This is a genomic window from Rhodoferax lithotrophicus (assembly GCF_019973615.1).
GTDB lineage: Bacteria > Pseudomonadota > Gammaproteobacteria > Burkholderiales > Burkholderiaceae_C > Rhodoferax > Rhodoferax lithotrophicus.
Window position 1 is genome coordinate 4,722,002 of record NZ_AP024238.1, and the last position, 23,807, is coordinate 4,745,808.

A 23,807-nucleotide genomic window follows, 5' to 3' on the forward strand; every position below is an offset into this window, starting at 1 on the left:
CTCAAGCAAACTTTGTGTCTCATCACATGAGCAAATGGAATGTCAATTCAACTCGCCAAAATTCCATCGCCTGATCTCATTCGTGGCTTTGTCGCCGTGGGGCGGCGCATGAGCATCACGCTTGCGGCAAACGATCTGTTTCTGACGCAATCTGCTGTCAGTCGGCAGATTCACACGCTGGAAGAAGCTTTGGGCGTGAAACTCTTTCTGCGGGGTCATCGCGCCATTGCCTTCACCTCGGAAGGTGAGTACCTGTTCCGCGTGGCAGATGGTTCGATGCAACAACTCCAAGATGCTGTCGGCGCATTGCAAGATCAGTTGCGGCAGCGTCCTGTGACGTTGACGGCCAGCATCGGTTTTGTGGGTCTCTGGTTGCTGCCACGCTTGGGAAAATTTCAGCAGCAACACCCGGACATCGAGATCAGCTTGTCTGCCAACAATCAGATGGTTGACTTGCGCCAGAAGGGGATCGACTTGGCGATCCGCTATTGCGCACAAGCGGCCCTTCCTGAAGGTGCTCGGCCTCTTTTTGGAGAGACCATTTCCCCGGTGGCACATCCCACTTTGGGCCTCATGCACCTCTTTGATCCCAAGCTCATTGAAGATTCGGTATTGCTTGAATTTGATGGCGACCTTCGACCATGGTGGTCTTGGCAGGCCTGGCTACAAGCCCAGGGCTGGTCTGGCATCAAGCCCAAAGGCATCTTGCGTTTTAACCAATACGACCAAATGATCCACGCCGCCCTTGCCGGACAGGGCATTGCTCTGGGTCGGCGCGAGTTGATCGCTGACATGCTGGAAGATGGTCGACTGATTGCGCTGGATACGCTGCAAGCGGGGCCTGCATCCAACCAGATCTATGGCTTGATACAGGCAGACCCTTCGCCGCGCAAGGAGATTCAGGCTGTGATCGATTGGATTCTTGATGAGGCAGGGCTTACTCCACCATTGCCCGGTTGATCAATTTTCCAGGGGTATCTTCGGGTATCCGACCGTCACGCAACCAAGTCAGCGCAATGCGCCACAACGAATGCTCAAAGCGGGCATGAAAGAAAGCAAAGTGTCCAATTTCGCTTAACCCGAGCATGTTGGGGGCAATCCGCCAATGCGTTGCCGGGCTATTTTTGAAATAAGCCAGCAGGCGGTGTATGGCCGGGACGGTGCCAAAGTCATCATCGGTCACTGACAGTGCGAGTGTCTCGCCTTTCACTTGAGAAAACCGTTCCACCAAGCGCCGCCTTTGCTCTGCAGTCATGACACGGTGACCTTTTCGATAGGCATCCTCAAAGCGGGGATGGCGAGCCGTCCAGTCATGAACCACCCCGCGTGGCGTGTCTTCGAGCCACCCCAGGCGCTTGCCAGGGAAATACCCACAAATCGCCGTCAACAGGGGCATGACCACATGCCAGCGCCAAAGCATGGGCAGGCGCCGGCGCTGGGCGTAATCTTTCCAGTAGGCAAACTGTGCGCCCATGGTGAACACACGGCTGACACGATGGTTTGATTCGGCAAGGCCAATCAAAAACCCGCCCACGCTGTGCGCCACCACCTGGATCGGCTGGCCAGGAAATCGTTGCGCCACAAATCGCAAAATGCCTTCGAAATCTTGCGTGCCCCAGTCAATCCAGCCCGCATCAAAACCACGCAAAGTCTTGGGACGAGAACCACCGATGCCACGGTAGTCGTAGGTCACCACATCAAATCCGTTGGCGTGCAAATACGCGGCAAACCGAGCGTAATAGCGGCTGTGCACGGATGTTGCCGGGTTGATGATCACCACCGGGCGCGGGGTGAGTGAGTCCCCCGACTTGCTCAACCATACCAAGGCATGGAGTGGGTATCCATCGCTGGCGCAAACGTTCATGGACTCCGGGTGATAGACGTACTCGCTCATGCGTGATCCCCACAGGAAATGGACGATTGGTAAAAACCAGCGGGAAGGAAGGGCTTGATGAACTTTTCACATGGCTCAGGCACACGCTGACTCAGGAAAAAGGTGGCGTTTTGCCGACAGGCAGAGACAAAAACCGGGCCGTTGCTGACGATAGTCATGGATTGGCCGGGCAGTAGCACCCAGTCGTAGGTGTCCATGTGCTGCGTGACCCAGAGCGTGCCTTCAAGGCAGGCCAACGTGTGTCCGTGCACATCAGTGAATTCAAGCGTTGAGCGTGGCGTTGCCTTCACGGTGAGTTGTTCACTCTGAATGTTCATCCTATATTCCTTGGGTTCAAACAGCTTCCCTCTGCAACTCAGGAAGATGCATGGGACAGAAGGGAATTTACGATGGCTTGTGATGGCGCTCAATCAACTTTTATGCGCTGTTCGCATTCGATTTGGGAATGTTTGTAGATACGGGTAATTGGGAGCGAATTCCAATTAATCGCCACCAATTTGCTACTAAATTAATAGCTGCTTACGCAAATTAGATCATGGCTACAAGGCATTTTTATTGTATTTTTGGCTTGCAGAGCTACGTTCCCCTAGAATCATTCCATGTCTCATCCCCATGCTCAAATCAACCCCGAGATGCTCCGTTGGGCTCGCGGTCGTGTGGGCATGGATATTGGTCATGCGGCCGTCGCGGCTGGCGTGAAACCGGAGCAGTTTGAGCGCTGGGAAGCCGGTGACGCTTTGCCGACGTTTCGACAAGCGCAAAACCTGGCCCAGGCACTTCATGCCCCTTTTGGATTTTTCTTTTTGCAGCAGGCTCCTGTTGATGAGCCGTTATTGCCAGACCTGCGCACTGTGGGCGGCAGGCCCGTAGGAAAGCCAAGCGTCGATTTGCTGGAGACGGTCAAGCAGGCCTTGCAACGTCAGGCCTGGTATCTCGAATACCAGCAAGAGCAGGGCATGCCGTCTTTACCCTTTGTGGGGAAGTTCAAGTTCAATGAGGCTCCCCAGGTTGTTGCCGCAGATATTCGCGCTGTTTTGGGCGTTGATGTAGAGCAGGGCCAAAGGCAGTGGGACGATTACCAGCGTGCGCTCATCCAGGGGGCAGAGCAGGCAGGTGTGCTGGTGATGCGCAGTGGCACGGTGGGCAACAACACGCACCGCAAGCTCGATGTCAGCGAGTTTCGTGGATTTGCCATCAGCCACCCTCTTGCGCCCGTGGTTTTTATCAATTCCGCAGATGCCCCTGCCGCCAGGTTGTTTACCCTGTTGCACGAACTGGCCCACCTCTGGTTTGGCTCCAGCGGCATATCCAATGCCGAGTCTGGCAACTTGCGCCAAGAAGAAATGGCTTGCAATGCGGTTGCAGGTGAGTTTTTGGCGCCGGCAGAGTTATTCAAAAGTCTTTGGGCAACGGCTTCGGTGGACCTTTCCACCCGCATTGCAGAACTTGCACGGCGCTTCCATGTCAGCCAACTGGTGGTTGTGCGCCGCGCGTTGGATCTGGGGTTGATTGACCGCCAGACTTATAACGATTTCTATCTTGCGGAACTGGAGCGCTTTCGGCAGGCCGAAAGCCAGGGGGGCAGTTTTTATCGCAACGCAGGTTCTAAAAACAGCGTGCGATTCGCCAGAGCGGTGATTGCAGAGGCCCTGAGCGGCCGCCTGCTGTTGCGCGATGCCGGCAAGCTCCTCGGTGTACAACCGGCGAAGATTCGCCAATTTGCCGAGCAGTTGGGTGCATGATTTATCTGCTGGATTCCAATACCCTGATTGAAGCGAAGAACCGCTACTACGGCATGACCATCTGCCCCGGTTACTGGTCGTGGGTTCTGCGCAGTCATGGTCAAGGTGTGGTGGCCAGTATCGAGAGTGTGGGCGACGAACTCAAGCGCGGCAACGATGAGCTGGCCCAGTGGGCCAAGCACAACGCTGCTCTGTTTCTCCCCGTATCTGACACTGCCACCCAAGCCGCATTCGCCCAAGTGGCCGCGCATGTGGCATCCCAAACCGCGCAAATGAAGCCCGGTGCCTTGGAGGAATTTTTAGGTGGCGCCGACCCGTGGCTCATCGCCAAAGCTATGACCTTGCCAGACAGTGTGGTGGTAACCCACGAACAGTTCAATCTTCAACTGCGCCGCAAATTCAGCATTCCCAACGTGTGTCAACACTTTGGCCTGCAATGGATGGATACGTTTGCGGTGCTGGGCCACACCAAGGCCAATTTCGTTCTGATAGACGCATAAGCCCTTTTCACGATTTTGGGCGACATTGACCGACCGCGCTTGCTGCCTTGATCAAGGTAGCGGCGGCGATTGCGCATGGCAGTTGCACGGATGTGCCATCGGCGCGGAAGCAGGTCATAAAATACTACCGATTCAATAGCTAGTTGCGCTTATTTTGCAGGGTCTACACGGTCTTTTATGCGATGCATTTCACCAAGCCGCGTACTCCTCTATCGGTTCTACCTGCCAGGCGCCATCGACATATTGAAACTGGTAGTTCAAGTACCGCCAAGCGCGGCCTGTGCAATAGAGCAAATCCCCGGTGGGCTGCCATGCTGCTGCGGCGTGGTTTGCATGCAAGTGGCTGCGAATCAGTGCGCAGCTTGTCACGTCCCACAGGCGTAGCGTGCTGTCAGCGCCAGCAGAGGCCAGTATGCGCTCATCGGGTGAAAACGCGCAGGCTTGAACCCAATCCTGGTGGCCCTCAAACACTCGCAACAGTACGCCGCTAGCGGCATCCCACAGACGCAGCGTGTTGGCCGCGTCATCTCTAGCAAGAATGCGCCTCGAACTCGCAATTTGATGACGAAAAAGCTATACATTTAATAGCTTCTTGCGCTTATTCAATAAGGGCTACGGTACATTTTCATCCACAAATATCGGCAAAATTAGCCTGCAACCACAGCGATCACTTGTTCCTGCCACACCAAGGCAGGCAACTGGGGTAAACAGTCAAATTGAACAAGCTCGCAAGGGGCGTTCAGAATTTCACCCACCTCAGCAGGGTGGATGCGCATGAAAATGGCAGCGTTCCATTGGAGTTTCTGACCACATGGCCCTCCCCGCCATCGTCCTGCATGCATGGCAGCACACGTCGACAAACACCGACAGCACCGTCATTTTGCCCGATGGCTGTTGTGACTTGATCTTGCGTGCCACGCCGGGGCAGCGGCCCCGATGGTTTGTGACGGCCCTTGCGGATGCGGCTTACGAGGTGCCCGGTACGGTGGGAGAGGCGTTTTGGGGCTTTCGCCTGCATCCAGGTGCGCAGATTGACGAGGCCATGCTCATTGATGCCTTGCAGGCGTGCCCCCTGCACAGTGCACAAGACGCTCTGCCGTGGCTGGATGCCTGTGTGCGCCTGGACGCGCGCGTCGTGCAGGCTTTGCACAGCCTGTCGGCAAGTGCAACCGTGGCCGTAGCGGCGCGGCAATTGGGGGTGTCAGAGCGCAGCTTGCAGCGGTTGGTGTTCGCTGCCACTGGCCGCCCGCCGACCTACTGGAAATGTCTGGCACGGGTGCGCCGTGCTGCGGCCAGCCTGGCGCACACCCCCACGTTGGCAGCCTGCGCGGCTGACCACGGTTTTGCCGATCAGGCGCACATGACGCGGGAGTTTCAGCGTTGGCTGGGGCGCACTCCCAGTGGGGTGCTGGCCTCGCCAGAGCTGCTGGCGGTTGTGGCGGCATCAGGCTACGCTTAGGTCAGTAGGCGATGCGCGGCACGATTCTGGGATCAGGGTTGGTAGAAAGGTTTGAACTCGGCGCTGGGCTCACGCTCGGAGTAAATATAGAGCGTGATGCCGTTGGGGTCTTGCAGCGCAAAGCCCCGGTCACCCCAAGGGTGGTCTTCCAGCGGCATAGTGGCGGCCAAACCCGCCGTGCTCAGGGTTTGAAACTGTGCATCCACATCTGCCACGCAGAAGTTGAATGTCAGCCCGGCGGGGTTGCAAAGCGGCTGGCCTGGCTGGGGCTGCATGAATTGCAGAGACGCAGATTTGCCCCCGAACTCCAGGTTGATGTACCAACCGCAATCAAACGCGATCCTGGCTGCAAAGTGCCGGACATAGAAGTCTCGGGTCTGTTCGATCTTGGTGGTGGTGATGCAGGTCGATAGTGCTTGAGGGATCATGGTGGGCCTTGTATTAAGGTTCAGTGCTGTTTGCAGGGCGCGACTATAGGACGGGTGCAAGGCGGAGTCTTGAATAAATCCGACAGGCCCAACATCAAGGTATCGAGCTGAAATATCGCCATGCTCAGTACCGGGCACACCCTGAACGAAATTGGTGCACAGCTCAAATTGATCTCGAACACAGTGAGCATCGACCGGGCACAGATTCTGAAACAGAGCAGCAAAAAAACGATATAGCGCTGGCACGGTACACCCAGCGCCACAGCCGCAACCCACCTTGGCGCAGGAAAACGCCGCTTAGCGACCACTGGTGTAGGGCTGGCCCTACAAGCTGTCGGGCCACCGGGCACGAATTGCATGGCCATCCCGAACCTTGGCACAAGTTGGCCCGAGCATTGCGTAGAGCACAGGGTCCAACTTCAAAAGGTAATGCCATGACCCAGTACTTTGACCCCTACAACGCTGACCGCCCGCTGATGCTCAAGTGCAGCTGTGGCCGAGACCACACGGTGGCTGAACACCAGCAGGAACTGTCTGCAGAAGGTGCCACCGCCGAGCTCAAGCGCCGCAGCCTGAGTAGTGAGTTTGAAGCCTATTCCAATGCCTTCATCGAGGCTACGCTGGTCAAGGCACTGTTTCCGCAAGACGCGGTGCGTCGCCGTTTCCTGCGTGCAGTGGGCAAAGGCACCGCCATGGCCGCCATTGGCAGCGTGTTGCCCCTGGCCAGCCTGCAAGCCATGGCGCAGGACAAAACGGCACTGGAGAAAACCAAGCTCAAGATTGGCTTCATTCCAATCACCTGTGCCACACCGCTGATCATGGCCCACCCGCTGGGTTTCTACAGCAAGCAAGGGCTGGATGTGGAGCTGTCCAAGACCGCTGGCTGGGCCCTGATCCGCGACAAGATGATCAACAAGGAATATGACGCGACGCACTTCCTGTCACCCATGCCGCTGGCGATTTCGATGGGTCTGGGCTCCAACCCCACACCGATGAACGTGGCCACCATCCAGAACGTCAACGGCCAGGCCATCACGCTGGCGCTCAAGCACAAGAACAATCGCGACCCGAAGAACTGGAAGGGCTTCAAATTTGCCATTCCGTTCGAGTACAGCATGCACAACTTCTTGCTGCGCTACTACCTGGCCGAAGCTGGCCTGAACCCCGACACCGATGTGCAACTGCGTGTGGTGCCGCCAGCTGAGATGGTGGCCAACCTGAAGGCGGGCAACATTGACGGCTTCCTCGGCCCAGACCCGTTCAACCAGCGCGCCGTGTATGAAGAAGCCGGCTTTATCCACGTGTTGACCAAAGACCTGTGGAACGGCCACCCCTGCTGCGCCTTTGGCACCAGCACCGAGTTCATCCAGAAGAACCCCAACACCTTCGCCGCGCTGTACCGCTCGGTGCTCACAGCCGCCGCCATGGCGCGCCAGCCTGGCAACCGCGAGCTGATTGCCAAGGTGATCTCGCCCGCGCAATACCTCAACCAGCCTGAAGCGGTGTTGACCCAGGTGCTGACCGGCAAGTTTGCCGACGGCCTGGGCAAGATCCAGAACGTGCCGGACCGTGCCGACTTTGACCCGATCCCGTGGCAAAGCATGGCGGTGTGGATGCTCACGCAGATGCAGCGCTGGGGCTATGTCAAGGGTGATGTCAACTACAAACAAATCGCTGAAAAAGTGTTCTTGTTGACCGATGCCAAGAAGCACATGAAGGAGCTGAGTCAAAAAGCACCCGAAGGCGCTTACCCCAAGTTCAAGATCATGGGCAAGGAGTTTGATGCCGACAAGGCCGCCGCTTACGCCAAGAGCTTCGCCATCAGCAAGGCGGCCTGAGATGAACGCCCAGCGCTCCCTCAACTTTCGGGCGGCTTTGCTGTCGGTACTGATCCTGCTGGTGGTGCTGGGCATCTGGTACGTGGCCACCAGCGCCAGCGCAGCGGCCAACAGCTCGGCGGGTATGACTCCTGAGCAAATCGAGTACGCCAAGATGATGGGCAAAGACCCCGGCAGCGCCAAGGCCACGGGTTTTCCCACACTGGGTCAGATGGGCACGGCCATCTGGGGGCATCTGTCAAACCCGTTTTATGACAACGGGCCCAATGACAAAGGCATTGCCATCCAGCTGGGCCATTCACTGGGCCGGGTTGGGCTGGGCTTTGTACTAGCCATGCTGGTGGCGATTCCACTGGGCTTTGTGATTGGCATGTCACCGCTGATGCGCAAGGCTTTTGACCCGTTTATTCAGGTGCTCAAACCCATCAGCCCGCTGGCCTGGATGCCGCTGGCGCTCTACACCATCAAGGACTCGTCGGCCAGCGGCATTTTTGTGATCTTCATCTGCTCGATCTGGCCGATGCTGGTGAACACCGCCTTTGGTGTGGCCGCGGTCAAGCGGGAATGGCTCAACGTGGCCCGCACGCTGGAGGTGAACCCGCTGCGCACGGCGTTTCAGGTGATCTTGCCCGCAGCCGCCCCGACCATTCTGACCGGCATGCGCATCAGCATGGGTATTGCCTGGCTGGTCATTGTGGCCGCCGAGATGCTGGTGGGTGGCACCGGCATTGGTTACTTTGTCTGGAACGAGTGGAACAACCTCTCCTTGCCCAACGTGATTTTTGCCATTGGTGTGATTGGTGTGGTGGGCATGCTGCTGGACCTGTTGTTTGGCCACATCCAGAAGATGGTGACCTATGTGGAGTGACACCTCTTTACGAACACCTGTCGTCCCTTACGCCCTACCTCAAGGAAAGACCTCCAACGTGAACGCATTGCTCCAGATCGAAGGGCTCAGCAAAGCCTTTGTACCCACCAAACCGGTGTTTGCCGATGTCAGCTTCTCACTCACTCGGGGTGAGTTTGCCTGCATCATCGGCCACTCGGGTTGTGGCAAAACCACCATCCTGAACGTGCTGGCGGGGCTGGACACGGCCACCACCGGCAACGTCTTTATGGATGGCCGCGAAGTCACCGGCCCGAGCCTGGAGCGTGGTGTGGTGTTCCAGAGCCACGCGCTGATGCCCTGGCTGACGGTGCGCCAGAACATTGCCTTTGCCGTGAAATCGCGCTGGCCGGACTGGGGCCACGCCGAAGTCAATGCCCATGTGGAAAAGTTTGTCGCCATGGTGGGTTTGAGCCCGGCCATCGACAAAAAACCGTCGCAACTCTCAGGCGGCATGAAGCAGCGGGTAGGTATTGCCCGCGCCTTTTGCATCAGCCCGAAGATGCTGTTGCTCGATGAACCATTTGGCGCACTCGACGCGCTGACCCGCGGCACGATCCAGGACGAGCTGATGAGCATCGTGCGCCAGACGCAGCAAACCGTGTTCATGATCACCCACGATGTGGACGAAGCCATTTTGCTGGCCGACCGCATTCTGCTGATGAGCAACGGCAACGAATCGGCCCAGGGCTACACGCCTGGTGGCATGGCCGAGGTGGTGGTCAACCCACTACCCCGCAGCCGGGTGCGTGCCAACCTGCACCACCTGGACGGCTATTACGAACTGCGCAACCACGTGGTCGACTTTTTGGTGTCACGCGCCATTGCGCATTAACTTTGTTTTCTTCATTTATTCAACCCCACTCACCTCTACAGGAGTCACCATGAACCGTCTCGAAGTTACCGAAAAAATCATCAGCACCAAAGTCTCCAAGGGCATCAAATGGGATGCAGTGGCCAAGAAAGTGGGCTTGTCCAAGGAATGGGTCACCGCCGCTTGCCTGGGCCAGATGACACTGGATGCCGAGCAGGCGAAGATTGTGGGCAAGATTTTTGGCCTGACCGTGGAAGAGCAAAAATGGCTGCAAGTGGTGCCCTACAAAGGCTCGCTGCCGACACCCGTGCCGACCGACCCGCTGATCTACCGCTGGTATGAAATTGTCAGCGTCTACGGCACCACCATCAAGGAACTGATCCACGAGGAATTTGGCGACGGCATCATGAGCGCCATTGACTTCTCGATGGACATTGTGCGTGAAGCCGACCCCAAAGGTGACCGCGTTAACGTGGTGTTGTCGGGCAAATTCCTGCCTTACAAACAGTATTGAATCGGAGTCAGCGCATGCCGAGCAACACCACCCGCGACCTCTACGACCCCGACCAGCCCATGGCGTTGGCCTGCACTTGTGGAGCCCGGCATGCCTTGTTTTCCTGTACCCAAACAACGGCCACGCCCACCGCCCCGCCTGCGCCGCGTACCGCCCCAACACGGGCCGTACCCAGTGTCGCCACACAAATTGAGCAGCATCAGAACCGCCTGATGGAAGCCAGCCTGGTCAAGGCGATTTTTCCGCACGACGGCTTGCGTCGGCGCTTTCTGCAAGCGGTGGGGGCCGGCACCGCCCGCGCTGCCATTGCCGCCGCCCTGCCCGCCGGGGCGCTGACCAGTTTGCAAGCCATGGCACAAGACCACGGCATGCCTGAGAAAAAAGACCTGAAACTTGGTTTTATTGCCATCACCTGCGCCACGCCGCTGATCATGGCCGACCCGCTGGGCCTCTACAAGAAAGAAGGGCTGAACGTTCAACTGATCAAAACCGCGGGCTGGGGCACCATCCGCGACAAGATGCTCAATCGCGAGCATGATGCGTCGCACTTTCTCTCCCCCATGCCGCTGGCCATGTCATTGGGCCTGGGCTCTGGCGCTTCCGGCATGCATGTGGCCTCGATCCAGAACACCAACGGGCAGGCCATTACCCTGCACCAGCGGCACAAGGCCAACCGCGACCCGAAGAACTGGAAAGGCTTCAAGCTGGGCATTCCGTTCGAGTTTTCGATCCACAACTTCCTGCTGCGCTACTACCTGGCTGAGCACGGCCTGCACCCTGAGCGCGACGTGCAGCTCAAGCTGGTGCCACCGCCACAAATGGTGGCCGAGCTTAAAGCGGGCAACATCGACGGCTTCCTTGGGCCTGAGCCGTTTAACCAGCGCGCCGTGTTTGACGGCGTGGGGTTTATCCACCTGCTGACCAAAGACATCTGGGACGGTCACCCCTGCTGTGCGTTTGGCACCAGCACCGAGTTCATCCAGAAAAACCCCAACAGCTTTGCGGCGCTGTACCGGGCCATCATCAGCGCTTCGGTACTGGCCAGCCAACCCGGATCACGTGAGCAGATCGTCAAAGCCATTGCACCTGCGCCCTATTTGAACCAACCCGAAGAATTACTCACGCAGATCATGACTGGCCGCTTTGACGATGGCCTGGGCAACAGCCGCAACGTGCCCGACCGGGTGCTGTTTGACCCGATTCCCTGGCAGTCGATGGCGGTGTGGATGCTGACACAAATGAAGCGCTGGGGCTACCTGAAGGCTGAGGTGAACTACCAGCAGATTGCCGAAAAAGTCTTCATGCTCACCGATGCCAAAAAGCAGATGGCCATGTCGGGCTGGCGTGCACCTGATGGTGCCTACCGCAAGCACCGCATCATGGGCAAAACCTTTGACCCGGCCACCCCGGAGGACTACCTCAAGGGGTTTGTGATTCACAACATGACATGACCAACAGGAGAATGGTTCCCTGACACATCAAGCCGCCCATCCAAAGTCACCGAGGCCAACACAAGGTGGCCGTCAGGCCCGGTGAGCCGGACTCGGCGCTGGTGGGATGCAGGTACAAAACTCCCCCATGACGCTGGGCAATGGCTTTGGCTATGGCCAGACCCAGCCCGGAGCCGCTGGCATGACTGGAGCCACCCCGGAAAAATCGCTCACCGGCATGCGCCAGCTCTGCCGTTGACATGCCGTGACCGTTGTCGATCACACGCAAGATGGCCTGCTGCCTGCCAGATGTGTCGCCCGCCAAAGGTTCCAGGCCAGCTTGGACCGTCACTTTGGCCCCCATGGGGGTATGGTGAATGGCGTTGTGCAGCAGGTTGCTTAACGCCTCCTTCAGCAGGCCGGGGTGGGCACCAACCAGACCCGCCCCAAGTGGTTCAAAGCCCAGATCAATCTGCTTCTCCCTGGCTGCGGGCCAAGCCGCGCGGGTGATGTCTTGCGCCAACACCAACAAGTCACATGGCTCCATGCGCCAGTCCAGGGTATCGGCACGCGCCAGGGACAACATCTGGTTGGTTTGGCGAATCGTCTCTTCAACTTGAGTTTTGATAGCGCCTAGCGCTTGTTTCATGCGCACTTCATCCGGTTCTCTCAATGCAAAACCAACTTGCGTGGCGAGTGTGGTCAAAGGTGTGCGCAGCTGGTGTGAGGCATCGTCGATAAACATCCGCCGCGCCTCCATGGCTTCACGGTAACGCATCACATGGTGATTGATGGCTTCCACCAAGGGTTGCACATCCTGGGTAATGTTGCGTGCGTTCAGCGGGGTCAGATCTTGCGGATCACGCTGCAAAACCTCCTGGCGCAAGCGTTGCAGCGGAAGCAAGGACCAATGCACCGCCATGATCAACAACACCAGCCCGGCCACCAGCAGCAAAAAATCCCGTGCCAGCGCCTCCATCACCAGACGGCGGGTGAAGTCTTGGCGGCTTTCCAGCGTTTCACCAATCTGGATCACCACCTGGCTGGAGTTCGAACCACCCGACAAGGGTTGTGACAGCGCCCGTGCATAAGAGCCCAGGCGGATCGGCTCCCCGTAGTACACCGCGTCGCTGAACTGCGGCTGGCCGTTCACCAGCGGTTGGGGGGATGCGGGCAGATCACTGTTGCCAATTTCAACCAGTCCGTCACCACTGGCGACGCGGTAGAACACCCGGCCATTGGCCGTGAGCTCAAAAAACTCCAGCAGACGATAGGGTAGCTCCACCGACAAACCGCCGCTGGCAGTGGAAATGTTGGAATCCATCGCCTTGATCGCACCCAGCAAAGAGCGGTCATAAGCCGCATTGGCAGCACCCAGGGCGGTGCGCCAACTCACCACAATCTCCAAACCCATCACCAGCACCACACCCGGCAACAACGCCAGCAGCAAAATGCGCCGCAGGCTCAGGCGGTGCAAGGCATTCAACATCAGTCACTTTCCAGCACGTAACCCAGACCACGCAGGGTGGTGATGTGCAAAGGCGTGTGTTCCAGGCGCTTGCGCAGGCGGTGGATCAGCACCTCAATGGCCTCGGGTTGAACATCAACTTCATCCGAGAACACGCGCTCCATGATGTCGCGCTTGGACAAAGGCTCACCACTGTGCTGCACCAGGGCGCACAAGGCCGCATGTTCGCGTGGGGTCAGGCTCATCGGCACATGTTTAAGCAGCAACTGCTGGCCAACCGGGTCATACACCAGCGGGCCACAGGCAAAACGGGGGTGCTCGCTGCCACGGGAGCGGCGTATCAGCGCCAGCAAGCGAGCTTCCAGCTCGGCCAATTCAAAGGGCTTGGCCAGAAAATCGTCAGCCCCTTCGCGCAAGGTGCTGACTCGTTCCATCAACGAATCCCGTGCGGTCAGGATCAAGACCGGCACACGCAAGTCCGCATCACGCAACTCGGCCAGCACATCATGGCCGTCACGTCCCGGCAGGCCCAGGTCAAGAATCAGCGCATCGTAACGGGTTGCCTTGAGACTTTTGCGCACCAGGCGACCATCATTCACCCAGTCCACCTGGAATTGGCTTTGTTGCAAAGCCTGTATCAGCCAAGTGGCCAGCGCCTGCTCGTCTTCTGCCAGAAGTATGCGCATAAAGTGAAGGGGTGGGGGTGGAAAAATTGGAGTTTAAGACCAAGGTCAGAGCGAAGCATTTACCGCTTGGCCAACCATGCGGTCACCTGCGGCCCCAACACCAGCACCATCAAAAAGCGCACCAGTTGCATGGCCATGACAAAACCGGCATCCACCGCACTGGTGGCTGCAATCACCACCACCGAATCGGCACCGCCCGGACTGGTGGCCAGGTACGCGGTCAACGGGGCCACACCGGCCAGCCACACCAACAGCAAAGCCAGTACCAGGCCCAAGCCCATCAAGGCGGCAATGGCCGCCAACACCATGGGCAAGGCCGCCATGGCATGCATCAGGATCGGGCGGGTGAAACGCATGCCAATACTCCAGCCAATCACCGCGTAGGCCAGACCCAGCAGAAACGCCGGCAGTTCAATCACCAGCACACCCAATGCCTGCAGGCCGGTTCCGACCACCAAGGCCAGCACCATGCCCCCTGCCGGAATGTTCAGCCTCTGGGCGAGTGCGGCAGACACAACCACCAGCGACAAAGTGGCAAACACGTGTTGCAACGTGGGCAACTCCGCTACCGGAGGATGCAAGGTAGGTGTTGCCCCGACCGACATGGCCAGATGCGCGACCCAGGCGGCCACGGCAGTCACCAGCACCACACGGGTGTACTGCATGAAGGCCACCAGGCGCATGTCGGCACCATAACTCTCGGCCATCAAAACCATTGCCGATGCCGCCCCTGGCGCAATCCCCCACAACGCGGTGGTTCCCGGCAGAACATGGCGACGCACCAGCAACCAGCCCAACAAGCCACCTGCCGCAATCACCAAGAGATTGACACCCAAAAACACGGGCCACTGCCCCAGCACATGGTGCAATGCGGCGGGCTTCATGCTTTGCGCCATCAGGCACCCCAACACCGCTTGCGCCAGAACAAAAACGAATTTAGGAAGTTCCAGTGGTGTCCATTGCAGCGCCAGCAAAATGGCCGCCACCATGCACCCCAGCAGTACCCCTGCCGGGAAATGCAGCGCCTGGAGCAAGCCACCAAACAGCCCGCTGAGCAGCAGCAAAGCGGCCCAGCGCACGCCGGTTGAAACGCTGGGACTCACTTGGCAAGCTTGTAAACCGACGTGCCCGCGAGTAAATTGGGCAACCAGCGCACGATTTCACTACCCTGCAGGCCAAAGCTGTCCAGCACCGTCAAGCCATTACGTGCCGCCAGCACACCCAGGTCGGCATGGGTTCCCACGCGAATGTTGGGCGTATCAAACCATTGGTAAGGCAGGCGTTTGGTCACCGGCATACGGCCTTGAAGCACACTCAGGCGGTTGGGCCAATGGGCAAAATTGGGGAAGGCCACGATGCCCACACGCCCCACACGCACGGTTTCACGCAACATCACCTCCGCGTTGCGCAAGTGCTGCAAGGTGTCAATTTGCAGCACCACGTCAAACGAGGCATCTTCAAACATCGACAAACCTTCATCCAGATTAAGCTGGATGACGTTCACGCCACGTTTGACACAGGCCAGCACGTTGGCATCGTCAATCTCGATGCCGTAGCCGCTGCAGCCGCGTGTGGCTTTCAAATGTGCCAGCATGGCCCCGTCACCACAGCCCAAGTCCAGCACACGCGAACCGTGTGGCACCAGTTGGGCCAGTGCCTGCATCAAAAGGGGATCACTCATGCCACCACCTCAATACTATTAAAATAGGAGCTAACGACGCTGATATAACGGGCATCATCCAGCAAAAAGGCATCATGCCCGTGAGGTGCGTTGATTTCGGCATAACTCACGTCGCGTTTGTTGTCGAGCAAGGCCTTGACAATCTCCCGGCTGCGTTTGGGCGAAAAGCGCCAATCGGTGGTGAAGCTCACCAGCAGGAACTTGGCCTTGGCGCGTGCCAGGGCCAGACTCAGGTTGCCGCCATAGGCCCGCGCCGGATCAAAGTAGTCCAGCGCGCGGGTGATCAGCAGATAGGTGTTGGCATCAAAGTATTCGGCAAACTTGTCGCCCTGGTAGCGCAGGTAGCTCTCAATCTGGAACTCGGCCTCCAGCGTGCTGAAAAAGAAATTGCGCTCGGCGTCGCCCTGGCTGGCGGCCACCAGCTGGCGGCCAAATTTTTCGTTCATCACATCATCACTCAGGTAGGTGATGTGACCAATCATGCGGGCTATGCGCAAGCCGCGTTTGGGCACGGTGCCGTGTTGGTAAAAGTGGCCACCATGAAAATCGGGGTCGGTGGTGATGGCTCGCCGGGCCACTTCGTTGAAGGCAATGTTCTCGGCCGTCAGATTGGGGGCGCTGGCAATCACCAGGGCGTGGCGCACCCGGTCCGGGTATTGCAGTGTCCAGCTCAGGGTCTGCATGCCGCCCAGGCTGCCACCCATGACCGCAGCCAGGGTCTGGATGCCCAAAGCATCCAGCAGCCGGGCCTGGGCATCCACCCAGTCCTCTACCGTGACCACGGGGAAATCTGCACCATAAATCTGGTTGGTGTCAGGGTTGGTGTGCATCGGGCCGGTGGAGCCAAAACACGAACCCAGGTTGTTGATGCCAATCACAAAAAACTTGTTGGTATCCAGTGCCTTGCCGGGGCCGATCATGTTGTCCCACCAGCCCTCGGACTTGGCCTGCCCCGCATACACACCAGCCACATGGTGTGAGGCATTGAGCGCATGGCAGATCAGCACCGCATTGGAACGGCTGGCGTTGAGTTCACCGTAGGTCTCAAAGCTCAGGGAATAGTCACGCAAACTTGCGCCGCTTTGCAGGGGCAAAGCCGCGTCGAAACGCATGGATTGAGGTGTAGCGATCATGTCTGTGCTTCATATCGCTAAAGGCAAAACCGATTTGGCAGGCATCTTTAGCGGAATTTATTAAGCGCCCGCAATTCTGGCAAATCGGCGCACTTGCAGTATATCAATGCAGCGGGCAGGTCTCTTGGCATGCGCTGTTAACCAGCTCAGCAAGAGGGGGTTGCTCCGGGATCTGCAGGTCATCGGTACACGGGTTATTTCTGGACGGCAGGCAAGCGCAATACAAATTCAGCCCCGCCCTGGGGATGGTTGTGGGCAGTCAGGGTGCCCGCATGGCGTTCGACAATGCCATAGCTGATGGACAGCCCCAGGCCGGTGCCTTTGCCCACGGGTTTGGTGGTGAAAAACGGCTCGAAGATGCTGGACATCGCCTCCGGCGCAATACCTGGGCCGTTGTCGTGTAGTTGTATCTCCAGCCAGCAGGCCTCGCGCCGGGCCTTGATCTTGAGCACCGGGGTCACATCGGGCAGGGCACTGGCGGCATCATAGGCATTCTGAATCAGGTTCATCAGCACCTGTAACAGTTGCCCGGCGTTGCCCAGCACCACACAACCCGGACAGGCTTGCAACTCCACATCAAAGTCGAGCTTCATGCCGGTGCGTACCCAGTGAATGGCGCGCTCAATGACCGCGTTCACATCCACCACTTCGCGCTCTTCACCGTCCAGAGCGGAGAAACGCTTGAGCCCATCGACGATGCTGGCCGTGCGTTGTGCACCTTCGATGGTGCCATCCATCAACGACGGGAGGTCACGCAAAATCGGCTCGATGCGCAGTTTTTGAGCCAGCACCATGAGTTCCGGGTTGTGGCTCAGAGCCGCTTCGGCGTGCACCGCATCCAGGTATTGGCGCAGCCGGGTGGTGTAGCGGTTGAGCACATGCACATTGCCCAGCACAAAGCTGATCGGGTTGTTGAGTTCATGCGCCACACCCGCCACCAGGCGGCCCAGCGAGGACATTTTTTCGGCATGCAACAGTTGCTGCTGGGTGCGTTTCAGGGCTTCGTGTGCCTCGTGTAATTGCCGGTAAGCGCGTTTGATCTCGGCCATGGGCCGGCCCACAAACACATAACCGACACAACGCCGCCGACCGTCATAACGCGGGGTCACGGTGAAGTCCACCGGCACGGACTGCCCGGCACGGTCACGCAGCATCAGCTCCACCGTATCACCCTGGCGCAAATGGGTGGTGCGCTGCATCATGCCCTGCAGCAAGTCGGCACCCTGGCCGTGGTACAGCAAGCTGTGCATGGGCACCCCCATCAGCGCCGCATCGGTGCTGCCCACCAGTTCACACAAGGCCTGGTTGGTTTGCTCAATCTGGCCTTGGGCATCAGCCGCCACCAGCACGTCTGACATCGACGACAACAGGCTGTACACCAGTTGTTGTGAGGCCTCCAGCTGGGCATTTTTCTGCTCCAGCGCCACCTCGTCGGCCAGCAGGCGTGAATAGACCTCGTCCATTTTCTGGATCACATCCAGCCAGGCCCCGTCGTCCAACCCATCCAGAGGGCGCGGAACGGACATCAGATCGGGCGGCCGGGGTAACTCCATGGGTGGCCGTCCATTCAATGCACGGTGCACACCATGCAGGGGTCAAAGGAACGCACGATGTGTTGTACCGCCACCGGCGTTTTGTCGCCCTCAGCCACCGGCGCACCCACCAATGCCGCTTCCAGCGCACCGGGTATGCCGGCGCGGTCACGGGGTGAGAAATTCCAGCTGGTGGGGGCGATGATCTGGTAGTTGTGAATATGCCCCTCACGGATGGACAACCAGTGGCCCAGGCTGCCGCGCGCCGCTTCGCACAGCCCATAGGCATCAGCATGCTCTGGCAACTGTATTTCCACGCAGCACTCGGCCCCAGGTTGGAGGCTGCGCAAAATATGTTCGGCCAACAGCACCAGCCGGGCCAACTCCATCGACCGGGCCAGCACACGGGTCAACACATTGCCACGGTTGCGCTGCCACAGCGCACGGATCAAGGGCTGCCCGTTGGCCAGCTGGCGTGCCAGCGCCCCGGTTTCCAGCACCTGGCCGTCCAGCCGGGGGGCCTTGTTCCAGGTGTAGGCCTCAGGCTTGTGAATCTGCGGCAGGGTCAGGCCGATGGCCGGCGGCAAAGCCGCACCGTCATCCGCCAGCCAGGCGTGGCGGGCATCTTCGGCAATGTGCGCGATGTTGACCGCTTGCAGCGTCTGACCATTCCATACACCTGGGGCCATGGCGTGTGCACCATCCTGCTCGGCAAAGGCCCCATAACTCAGGGTCAGGTCGGGACCACGCCCCAAATGCTCCAGCCCCAGGTCTTGCGCAATGCTCAGAAACAGCCGCAGGTCGCCCACGAGCGGGTTGCTGGCATGCCACTGTGCGAGGGCTTCCTCACTGCTCAGCGCCACCACTTCCTCCAGTGGGGCAGCGTAAAGCACACGCTCCAGAAAGCTGCGCATCTCGGCCACATGGACACCCAGCCGGTAGCGCTCGGAACTGCTGATGCTGCGGGTCGACCCACCAGGAACAATCGACTGGGTATGGGGCCACTTGCCACCCAGCGTGCCCATGATCTGCAGCCAGCGCTGGCGCACCGCCACCGCCTCGCGGGCATGTGCGCCAGACACGGTGGAAAAGCCTTGCACCGCCTGCGTATGCCAGGGCCGGTGGGCATACACCTCGCGGGTGAAGTCGGGCATGAAGAACAGGTAGAAATGTGTCAGATGATCGGCAGCGTTTTCACAAGCCAGCATCAGGTCGGTCAGCAGCTGGCCGTTGGGCGGCGGTGTCACCCCACAGGCGGCGGCCAGCGCCCGCGCCGCCGCCACCGATTGGGTGACCGAGCAAATGCCACAAATACGCGGCACATAAACCATGGCATCCAGCGGGTGTTTGCCTTGCAATATCTGCTCAAAACCGCGGTACATCGGGGCATTCACCCAGGCCTGGCTGACCTGGCCATCGGCCACGTCCAGGCGTACCTCCAGGTCACCTTCAACCCGGTTAAAAGGGCCTAGCAGCAAGCGTGTCATTTCAGGCGTGTTTTCTTGATCATGGGGGCGACCACCACATGGCTGGAGGTGGCGTTGAGTTTGACCCGCTTGGGCGTGGCCGATTTTGACAGTGATGCCAGCGCCACAAACCAGGCTTTGTGCATGTCGGTCGGCAAACCAATTGGAATACCCGCCACCTTGGGGGTTTGGTCAAACCGGTGGCCGGGTTCTTCAAACCCTGGCTCGGTGCAGCTGATACAGGCGTAGCCGCCGCGCACACAAGAGCCTTCACCGTTCCACAGGCGGATGTTGCAGTCGGCATGGGCCTGGGTGCCCTTGCAGCCCATGTTTTCCATCATGCAACCCAGGTCACCCGGTGCTTCGGCACTGGCCTTGTATTCGTAAAACTCGTTGCGGGTGCAGCCGTGGTGCACCAGCTGGTCGCTGTAAAAACGCGGGCGGCCCAGGGCATCAAGCTGGTCGGCCGACAGGGACTGTGGGTCGGCCAGCGCGGCCAGGGTTTCCAGCACCCAGCCGGGGTGCGTGGGGCAACCTGCCACATTGATCACCGGCAAACCCGAGCGGCTGCGCCAGTCACGCCCCAACAAGCCGCCCGGTTGATCCCCTTCATACTGCAAGCCACAGGCATCGGTGGGGTTGCTGCCTGCCGCCGTGATGCCGCCAAAAGCGGCACAGGTGCCGATGGCCACCACGTGCTGAGCCATGGCGCTCAGACGCTGTACCCAGGCCAGCATCGGCTCTTGCGTGCCGGCCAGCAGGTGAAACCGGCCCGTGCCCTCGGGGCCACGCAAGATGGAGCCCTCAATACACAGCGCATGCAAAGGCGTTTGACCACTCAGACAGGACTGGATCACTTCCAGCGCTTCCTGCGCCGTCTCTAATGACAGCGATGGATGCCACAGCAGGTGGATACCCGCCTGGCGCAACTGCCCCCGAAAATCGGCGGTGTCGGCACACAGCAGTGACATGCTGCAGCCGCCGCAGCCGCCCGACTGCAGCCACAACACGTTAAAAGCTTCTTTAGCCATGGGCTTGTCCCTCCAGACCCAGGCGGGCCAATTTTTGCCGCAAACCCACGCGCGACAAGCCCAGCTCCTGGGCTGCATGGGTTTTGTTCCAACGGTGGCGCAGCATGGTTTCACGCAGGATCACCGCCTCAATCGCATCCAGACGCTCCTGCAGGCTGCCGGTTGATGCCAGACCACTGGACGGCAAGGCCGCGGCCTTGCCGGGTTGGCCATACAGCACACGCGGTGATAACGAGGTGGCCGACACCGTTTCGCCATCCGACAACGCCACGGCGCGGTAAATCTCGTTCTTGAGTTCGCGGATATTGCCGGGCCAGGAATGCGCCAGCAGATTGGCAGGCAGATCTTTGGCAAAGCGCACCTGCGGGCAACCCAACTCCTGACCTGCCCGGGCCAGCAACATGTGGGCAATCGGCAAGATGTCGGCACTGCGCTCACGCAGCGGCGGCACAGACAGCGTCAGGCTGGCAATGCGGTAATACAGGTCTTCGCGGAAGCGGCCGCAGCGCACGTCCTCATCCAGGTCGCGGTGGGTGGCGGCAATCACCCGCACATTCACCAGCACCGCGCGGCTGGCCCCCACCGGGCGCACTTCGCCCTCTTGCAACACACGCAGCAGCTTGACCTGGAAGGCCGGTGAGGTGTCGCCAATTTCATCCAGAAAAATGGTGCCTCCATCGGCCCGCTGGAACAGGCCCACATGGTCTTCAAAGGCCCCGGTGAACGCGCCACGCTTGTGACCAAACAGCTCGGACTCCAGCAGCGTGTCGGACATGGCGGCGCAGTTTTCCATCACAAACGCCCGCTCACTGCGCGGGCTGGCGTAGTGGATGGCGCGCGCCAGCAGCTCTTTGCCGGTGCCGGATTCGCCCGTGACCAGCACCGACAGGTCATACCGGGCCACGCGGGCTGCCATTTCACACACCGCATCCAGCGGGCTACCGGGTGCACGCACCATGCTGTCAAAGTCAAAGGCCGCATGGGCATTCACCAGCGAAGCCTGTTTGCGCTGGCGCAGCACCGGGGCGCTGGTGCGTAACTCCAGGTTCAACCGCTGGGTCTGCATCTGCAGCGTGCGGGCCTCGACCGCATTGGCCACCGTGGCCAGCAAGTGCTCAGGCAGCCAGGGCTTGGGCACGTATTGGTAGATGCCTGCTTCGTTGATGCCGGCAATGATGTCTTGTGAATCGGTGTAGCCCGAGATGATGATACGCACCGTGTCCGGCCACTGCTCACGCACACTTTTGAGAAACTTGACCCCGGTGGTGCCCGGCATACGCTGGTCACACAGGATCACGCTCACGTCATGCTGCTCCAGCAGGGCATGCGCCGCGTCGGCGGAGCTGGCGGTCAACACCGAAAAGTCTTCTTCCAGATTACGCCGAATGGCTTCCAGTGAATGGGTTTCGTCGTCAACCACCAAGACCAGCGGCAGCACCGGGTTGACCATGAACGGGGGCATGGAGGTCATACCGGTTTGGCGCTGCTGGCAGCAGGCTTCAGCTCACGATGCAGCGCCAGATGACGCGGGGTCCAGGCGTGGGGCTTGCGAAAAACAAAGTGATGCCGTGCCACGTGGTAGCTGGGGTCAAAGCCATAAAAATTGCGGTTCATCTGAGTGAGTTCTTCGGCGCGGTAGTCGGCCAGGGGCTTGTGCATTTCATCACGTTCGCGTTGCGTCTGCTTGGCCTGGAGCCGCGCCGCCAGATCACTGGCCCCGGCCATGGCCAGCGCGCGGGCCAGCACCTGGGTGACAAATGCGGCCCGGTCAGCGCCAAAGCAGTCGTCCAGCAAACCCTGGGCGAGCGCCTCGGGGGCGCTCAAGGGCAAGTGCTGCTGCATCAGGGCACGGCTGGCCGCCTCGCCCATGCGGCGCGGCAGCGAATACGTCCAATACTCGGAGCCATACAGATTGCCCATGTTTTTGTAGTGCGGGTTAAGCACCACGCCAGCGTGCGCCCACACCAGATCCGCGGCCAGCGCCAGAAAGCAGCCGCCCGCCCCGGCGTTGCCCTGCAGCGCAGCCACGGTGATGCGGTCGGTGAGGGTCAGCACCTGCAGCGTGGCATCGTTCATGGCGTTGATGTTGCGCCAGGAGGCATCGGCAGCGCTGTCGCCCATCACACGCTGGGCCGCCTCAATGTCATGCAGGTGGATGCCGTTGGAAAAGAAGTCTGCCCCACCCGCCAGCACCAGCACTTGGGTGGGGCGTGTTCGCACCCATTGCAAGGCCTCACACAGGCGCTGGCATTGGCGCTCCGACATGGCTCCGTTATGGAATTCAAAGTCCAGCCAACCGACCCGTGCGCCCGCAGGGCCCACTTCGTGGTAACGCAGTTCGTCCCATTCGTCCTCAGACCGCATCAGCGGCACGGCCAGCTCTGGCAGAGCGGCGGCGGGGGCCGCAAACACCCGCGTGGCGGCGAGTTTGAGAACACCGTCACATTGAGCTTGCAGGCCACTTTCCAGCCGCACATGGCCGATCCATACCGCGCCGTCTGTGGTGCGTTTGAGCAATGCCGGGCCGCGCCGGGCCAGCAGCGCACCCGGCGGGCTGTCCACAAATTGGCGCACGGTGGCCGCACTGGCAGGGTGGGCATCAAACAAACGGCAAGGTTGTGAAAACAGCTCATCCAGTACGCCCGGCGAACCATCAGCGGCGGCAATTTTGCGCAACACCGTGGCAGTGGTGTCGGCAGTCCAGTCGATGTGGCGGATGGCTTGGGGCATTAACGGGTTCCATGTGCCTACCGTTGCGGTGTGGCCCGGTTGATGGGGGTCAGAGTCCAAAAAACCTGCTGCGCTGGGCAGCAAACTTCCCGCAACGAATCTTTGTAAGGCGCGCAGCACCGCTTGCACGGCGGCGTTGGTGACCTCGCGCCGGTAAATGCTGGACTTGCTGGCCTGTGGCCGCACGTCAAAGGGCTGCCAGGCCCAGACTTCGCCCGCATCAAAATCGGCCACCGCCTGCAACACCGTGACACCCCATTGCGCCTCGCCCCGGGTCAGCATCCAGTCCAGCGCACTGGGGCCGCGGTCACCCGGCACGCCGGGGTGCACCACCAGGCACACGGTGCGCGACCAGACCGATTCAGGAATGCGGCGCTTCAGAAACGGGGCCAGCACCAGATCAGGCTTGAACAGTGCCACCGCTTCTTCGGTGACCACATCGGCAATGTCCAGCTCGACCGAAACCTCATGCGCCTGCTGGCGCAGCAGGCCGAACAGACGCTGGGTCAGGCTGTTAAAGCTGTGGGTAAGCAGGAGGATGCGCATACTTGTATTTGTCTATAATGTACATATTA

At 59.6% G+C, this 23,807-nt stretch carries 23 protein-coding genes; 9 read left to right on the top strand and 14 right to left on the bottom strand.

Annotation, left to right across the window (positions count from 1 at the left end; translation table 11 throughout):
* Positions 1-39 precede the first annotated feature (39 nt).
* A complete protein-coding gene (locus tag LDN84_RS21810; protein ID WP_223905915.1) occupies positions 40-960 on the top strand; it encodes a LysR substrate-binding domain-containing protein in 921 nt (306 codons plus the stop codon).
* Here the strand turns inward: LDN84_RS21810 and LDN84_RS21815 are convergent.
* Positions 938-1,894 carry an alpha/beta hydrolase family protein gene (locus LDN84_RS21815; RefSeq protein WP_223905917.1) on the bottom strand — a complete coding sequence of 319 codons (957 nt, stop codon included), beginning with the start codon at positions 1,892-1,894 and terminating at the stop codon, positions 938-940. The genes LDN84_RS21810 and LDN84_RS21815 overlap by 23 nt on opposite strands.
* Positions 1,891-2,211, bottom strand: coding sequence for a DUF2917 domain-containing protein (locus LDN84_RS21820; RefSeq protein WP_223905919.1), 321 nt, complete (start codon positions 2,209-2,211; stop codon positions 1,891-1,893). Before LDN84_RS21820 ends, LDN84_RS21815 begins: the two co-directional genes overlap by 4 nt.
* A 282-nt stretch (positions 2,212-2,493) precedes the next feature.
* Between LDN84_RS21820 and LDN84_RS21825 the strand changes: the two genes are divergently transcribed.
* Positions 2,494-3,636 (top strand): ImmA/IrrE family metallo-endopeptidase, encoded by a 1,143-nt coding sequence (locus LDN84_RS21825; protein WP_223905921.1) that lies wholly within the window; start codon positions 2,494-2,496, stop codon positions 3,634-3,636.
* Positions 3,633-4,136, top strand: a complete 504-nt coding sequence (locus tag LDN84_RS21830) for a DUF4411 family protein (protein WP_223905923.1) — start codon at positions 3,633-3,635, stop codon at positions 4,134-4,136. The genes LDN84_RS21825 and LDN84_RS21830 overlap by 4 nt, the downstream gene beginning before the upstream one ends.
* A 189-nt stretch (positions 4,137-4,325) precedes the next feature.
* Here the strand turns inward: LDN84_RS21830 and LDN84_RS23140 are convergent, their stop codons facing one another.
* Positions 4,326-4,607 carry a WD40 repeat domain-containing protein gene (locus tag LDN84_RS23140; protein WP_223913244.1) on the bottom strand — a complete coding sequence of 94 codons (282 nt, stop codon included), beginning with the start codon at positions 4,605-4,607 and terminating at the stop codon, positions 4,326-4,328.
* Between the two features lie 340 nt (positions 4,608-4,947).
* On the opposite strand from LDN84_RS23140, the gene LDN84_RS21840 reads away from it, so the two are divergent.
* On the top strand, positions 4,948-5,595 hold the full coding sequence (locus LDN84_RS21840) for a helix-turn-helix domain-containing protein (RefSeq protein ID WP_223905925.1): 648 nt from the start codon (positions 4,948-4,950) through the stop codon (positions 5,593-5,595).
* 32 nt (positions 5,596-5,627) lie between these two features.
* Here LDN84_RS21840 and LDN84_RS21845 read toward each other — a convergent pair whose 3' ends face one another.
* Positions 5,628-6,023, bottom strand: a complete 396-nt coding sequence (locus LDN84_RS21845) for a VOC family protein (RefSeq protein WP_223905927.1) — start codon at positions 6,021-6,023, stop codon at positions 5,628-5,630.
* A 434-nt stretch (positions 6,024-6,457) separates the two neighbouring features.
* Between LDN84_RS21845 and LDN84_RS21850 the strand changes: the two genes are divergently transcribed.
* Genes LDN84_RS21850 through LDN84_RS21870 form a run of 5 tightly spaced genes read left to right on the top strand, consistent with a single transcriptional unit; the run spans position 6,458 to position 11,526 of the window.
* On the top strand, positions 6,458-7,861 hold the full coding sequence (locus LDN84_RS21850) for a CmpA/NrtA family ABC transporter substrate-binding protein (RefSeq protein WP_223905929.1): 1,404 nt from the start codon (positions 6,458-6,460) through the stop codon (positions 7,859-7,861).
* A gap of 1 nt (position 7,862) precedes the next feature.
* The gene (gene ntrB / locus LDN84_RS21855) at positions 7,863-8,729 is read left to right on the top strand and encodes a nitrate ABC transporter permease (RefSeq protein ID WP_223905931.1); all 867 of its coding nucleotides are present in this window, start codon (positions 7,863-7,865) and stop codon (positions 8,727-8,729) included.
* Positions 8,719-9,582 (top strand): ABC transporter ATP-binding protein, encoded by an 864-nt coding sequence (locus tag LDN84_RS21860; RefSeq protein WP_223905933.1) that lies wholly within the window; start codon positions 8,719-8,721, stop codon positions 9,580-9,582. The genes ntrB and LDN84_RS21860 overlap by 11 nt, the downstream gene beginning before the upstream one ends.
* Before the next feature lie 49 nt (positions 9,583-9,631).
* Positions 9,632-10,075: a cyanase gene (cynS, locus tag LDN84_RS21865; protein ID WP_223905935.1), complete on the top strand. Its 444-nt coding sequence runs from the start codon at positions 9,632-9,634 to the stop codon at positions 10,073-10,075.
* A 14-nt stretch (positions 10,076-10,089) separates the two neighbouring features.
* Positions 10,090-11,526 (top strand): CmpA/NrtA family ABC transporter substrate-binding protein, encoded by a 1,437-nt coding sequence (locus LDN84_RS21870; RefSeq protein ID WP_223905938.1) that lies wholly within the window; start codon positions 10,090-10,092, stop codon positions 11,524-11,526.
* A 46-nt stretch (positions 11,527-11,572) separates the two neighbouring features.
* Here the strand turns inward: LDN84_RS21870 and LDN84_RS21875 are convergent, their stop codons facing one another.
* From LDN84_RS21875 to LDN84_RS21920, 10 genes are all read right to left on the bottom strand, one after another.
* The gene (locus tag LDN84_RS21875) at positions 11,573-12,994 is read right to left on the bottom strand and encodes a sensor histidine kinase (RefSeq protein WP_223905940.1); all 1,422 of its coding nucleotides are present in this window, start codon (positions 12,992-12,994) and stop codon (positions 11,573-11,575) included.
* Entirely contained in the window at positions 12,994-13,659 is a 666-nt protein-coding gene (locus LDN84_RS21880; RefSeq protein WP_223905942.1) for a response regulator, read from the bottom strand. The genes LDN84_RS21875 and LDN84_RS21880 overlap by 1 nt, the downstream gene beginning before the upstream one ends.
* A gap of 59 nt (positions 13,660-13,718) precedes the next feature.
* On the bottom strand, positions 13,719-14,762 hold the full coding sequence (locus LDN84_RS21885) for an AbrB family protein (protein WP_223905944.1): 1,044 nt from the start codon (positions 14,760-14,762) through the stop codon (positions 13,719-13,721).
* The gene (metW, locus tag LDN84_RS21890; RefSeq protein ID WP_223905946.1) at positions 14,759-15,340 is read right to left on the bottom strand and encodes a methionine biosynthesis protein MetW; all 582 of its coding nucleotides are present in this window, start codon (positions 15,338-15,340) and stop codon (positions 14,759-14,761) included. Before metW ends, LDN84_RS21885 begins: the two co-directional genes overlap by 4 nt.
* Positions 15,337-16,473 carry a homoserine O-succinyltransferase MetX gene (gene metX, locus LDN84_RS21895; RefSeq protein ID WP_223905949.1) on the bottom strand — a complete coding sequence of 379 codons (1,137 nt, stop codon included), beginning with the start codon at positions 16,471-16,473 and terminating at the stop codon, positions 15,337-15,339. Before metX ends, metW begins: the two co-directional genes overlap by 4 nt.
* 194 nt (positions 16,474-16,667) lie before the next feature.
* On the bottom strand, positions 16,668-18,026 hold the full coding sequence (locus tag LDN84_RS21900; protein ID WP_223905951.1) for a PAS domain-containing sensor histidine kinase: 1,359 nt from the start codon (positions 18,024-18,026) through the stop codon (positions 16,668-16,670).
* 14 nt (positions 18,027-18,040) lie between these two features.
* Positions 18,041-19,492, bottom strand: a complete 1,452-nt coding sequence (locus LDN84_RS21905; RefSeq protein WP_223905953.1) for a nickel-dependent hydrogenase large subunit — start codon at positions 19,490-19,492, stop codon at positions 18,041-18,043.
* Complete coding sequence (locus LDN84_RS21910) at positions 19,489-20,502, bottom strand: NADH-quinone oxidoreductase subunit B family protein (protein ID WP_223905955.1); 1,014 nt, start codon at positions 20,500-20,502, stop codon at positions 19,489-19,491. Before LDN84_RS21910 ends, LDN84_RS21905 begins: the two co-directional genes overlap by 4 nt.
* Positions 20,495-21,973 (bottom strand): sigma-54-dependent transcriptional regulator, encoded by a 1,479-nt coding sequence (locus LDN84_RS21915; protein ID WP_223905957.1) that lies wholly within the window; start codon positions 21,971-21,973, stop codon positions 20,495-20,497. The genes LDN84_RS21910 and LDN84_RS21915 overlap by 8 nt, the downstream gene beginning before the upstream one ends.
* Positions 21,970-23,778, bottom strand: a complete 1,809-nt coding sequence (locus LDN84_RS21920; RefSeq protein ID WP_223905959.1) for an enoyl-CoA hydratase-related protein — start codon at positions 23,776-23,778, stop codon at positions 21,970-21,972. Before LDN84_RS21920 ends, LDN84_RS21915 begins: the two co-directional genes overlap by 4 nt.
* Positions 23,779-23,807 lie beyond the last annotated feature (29 nt).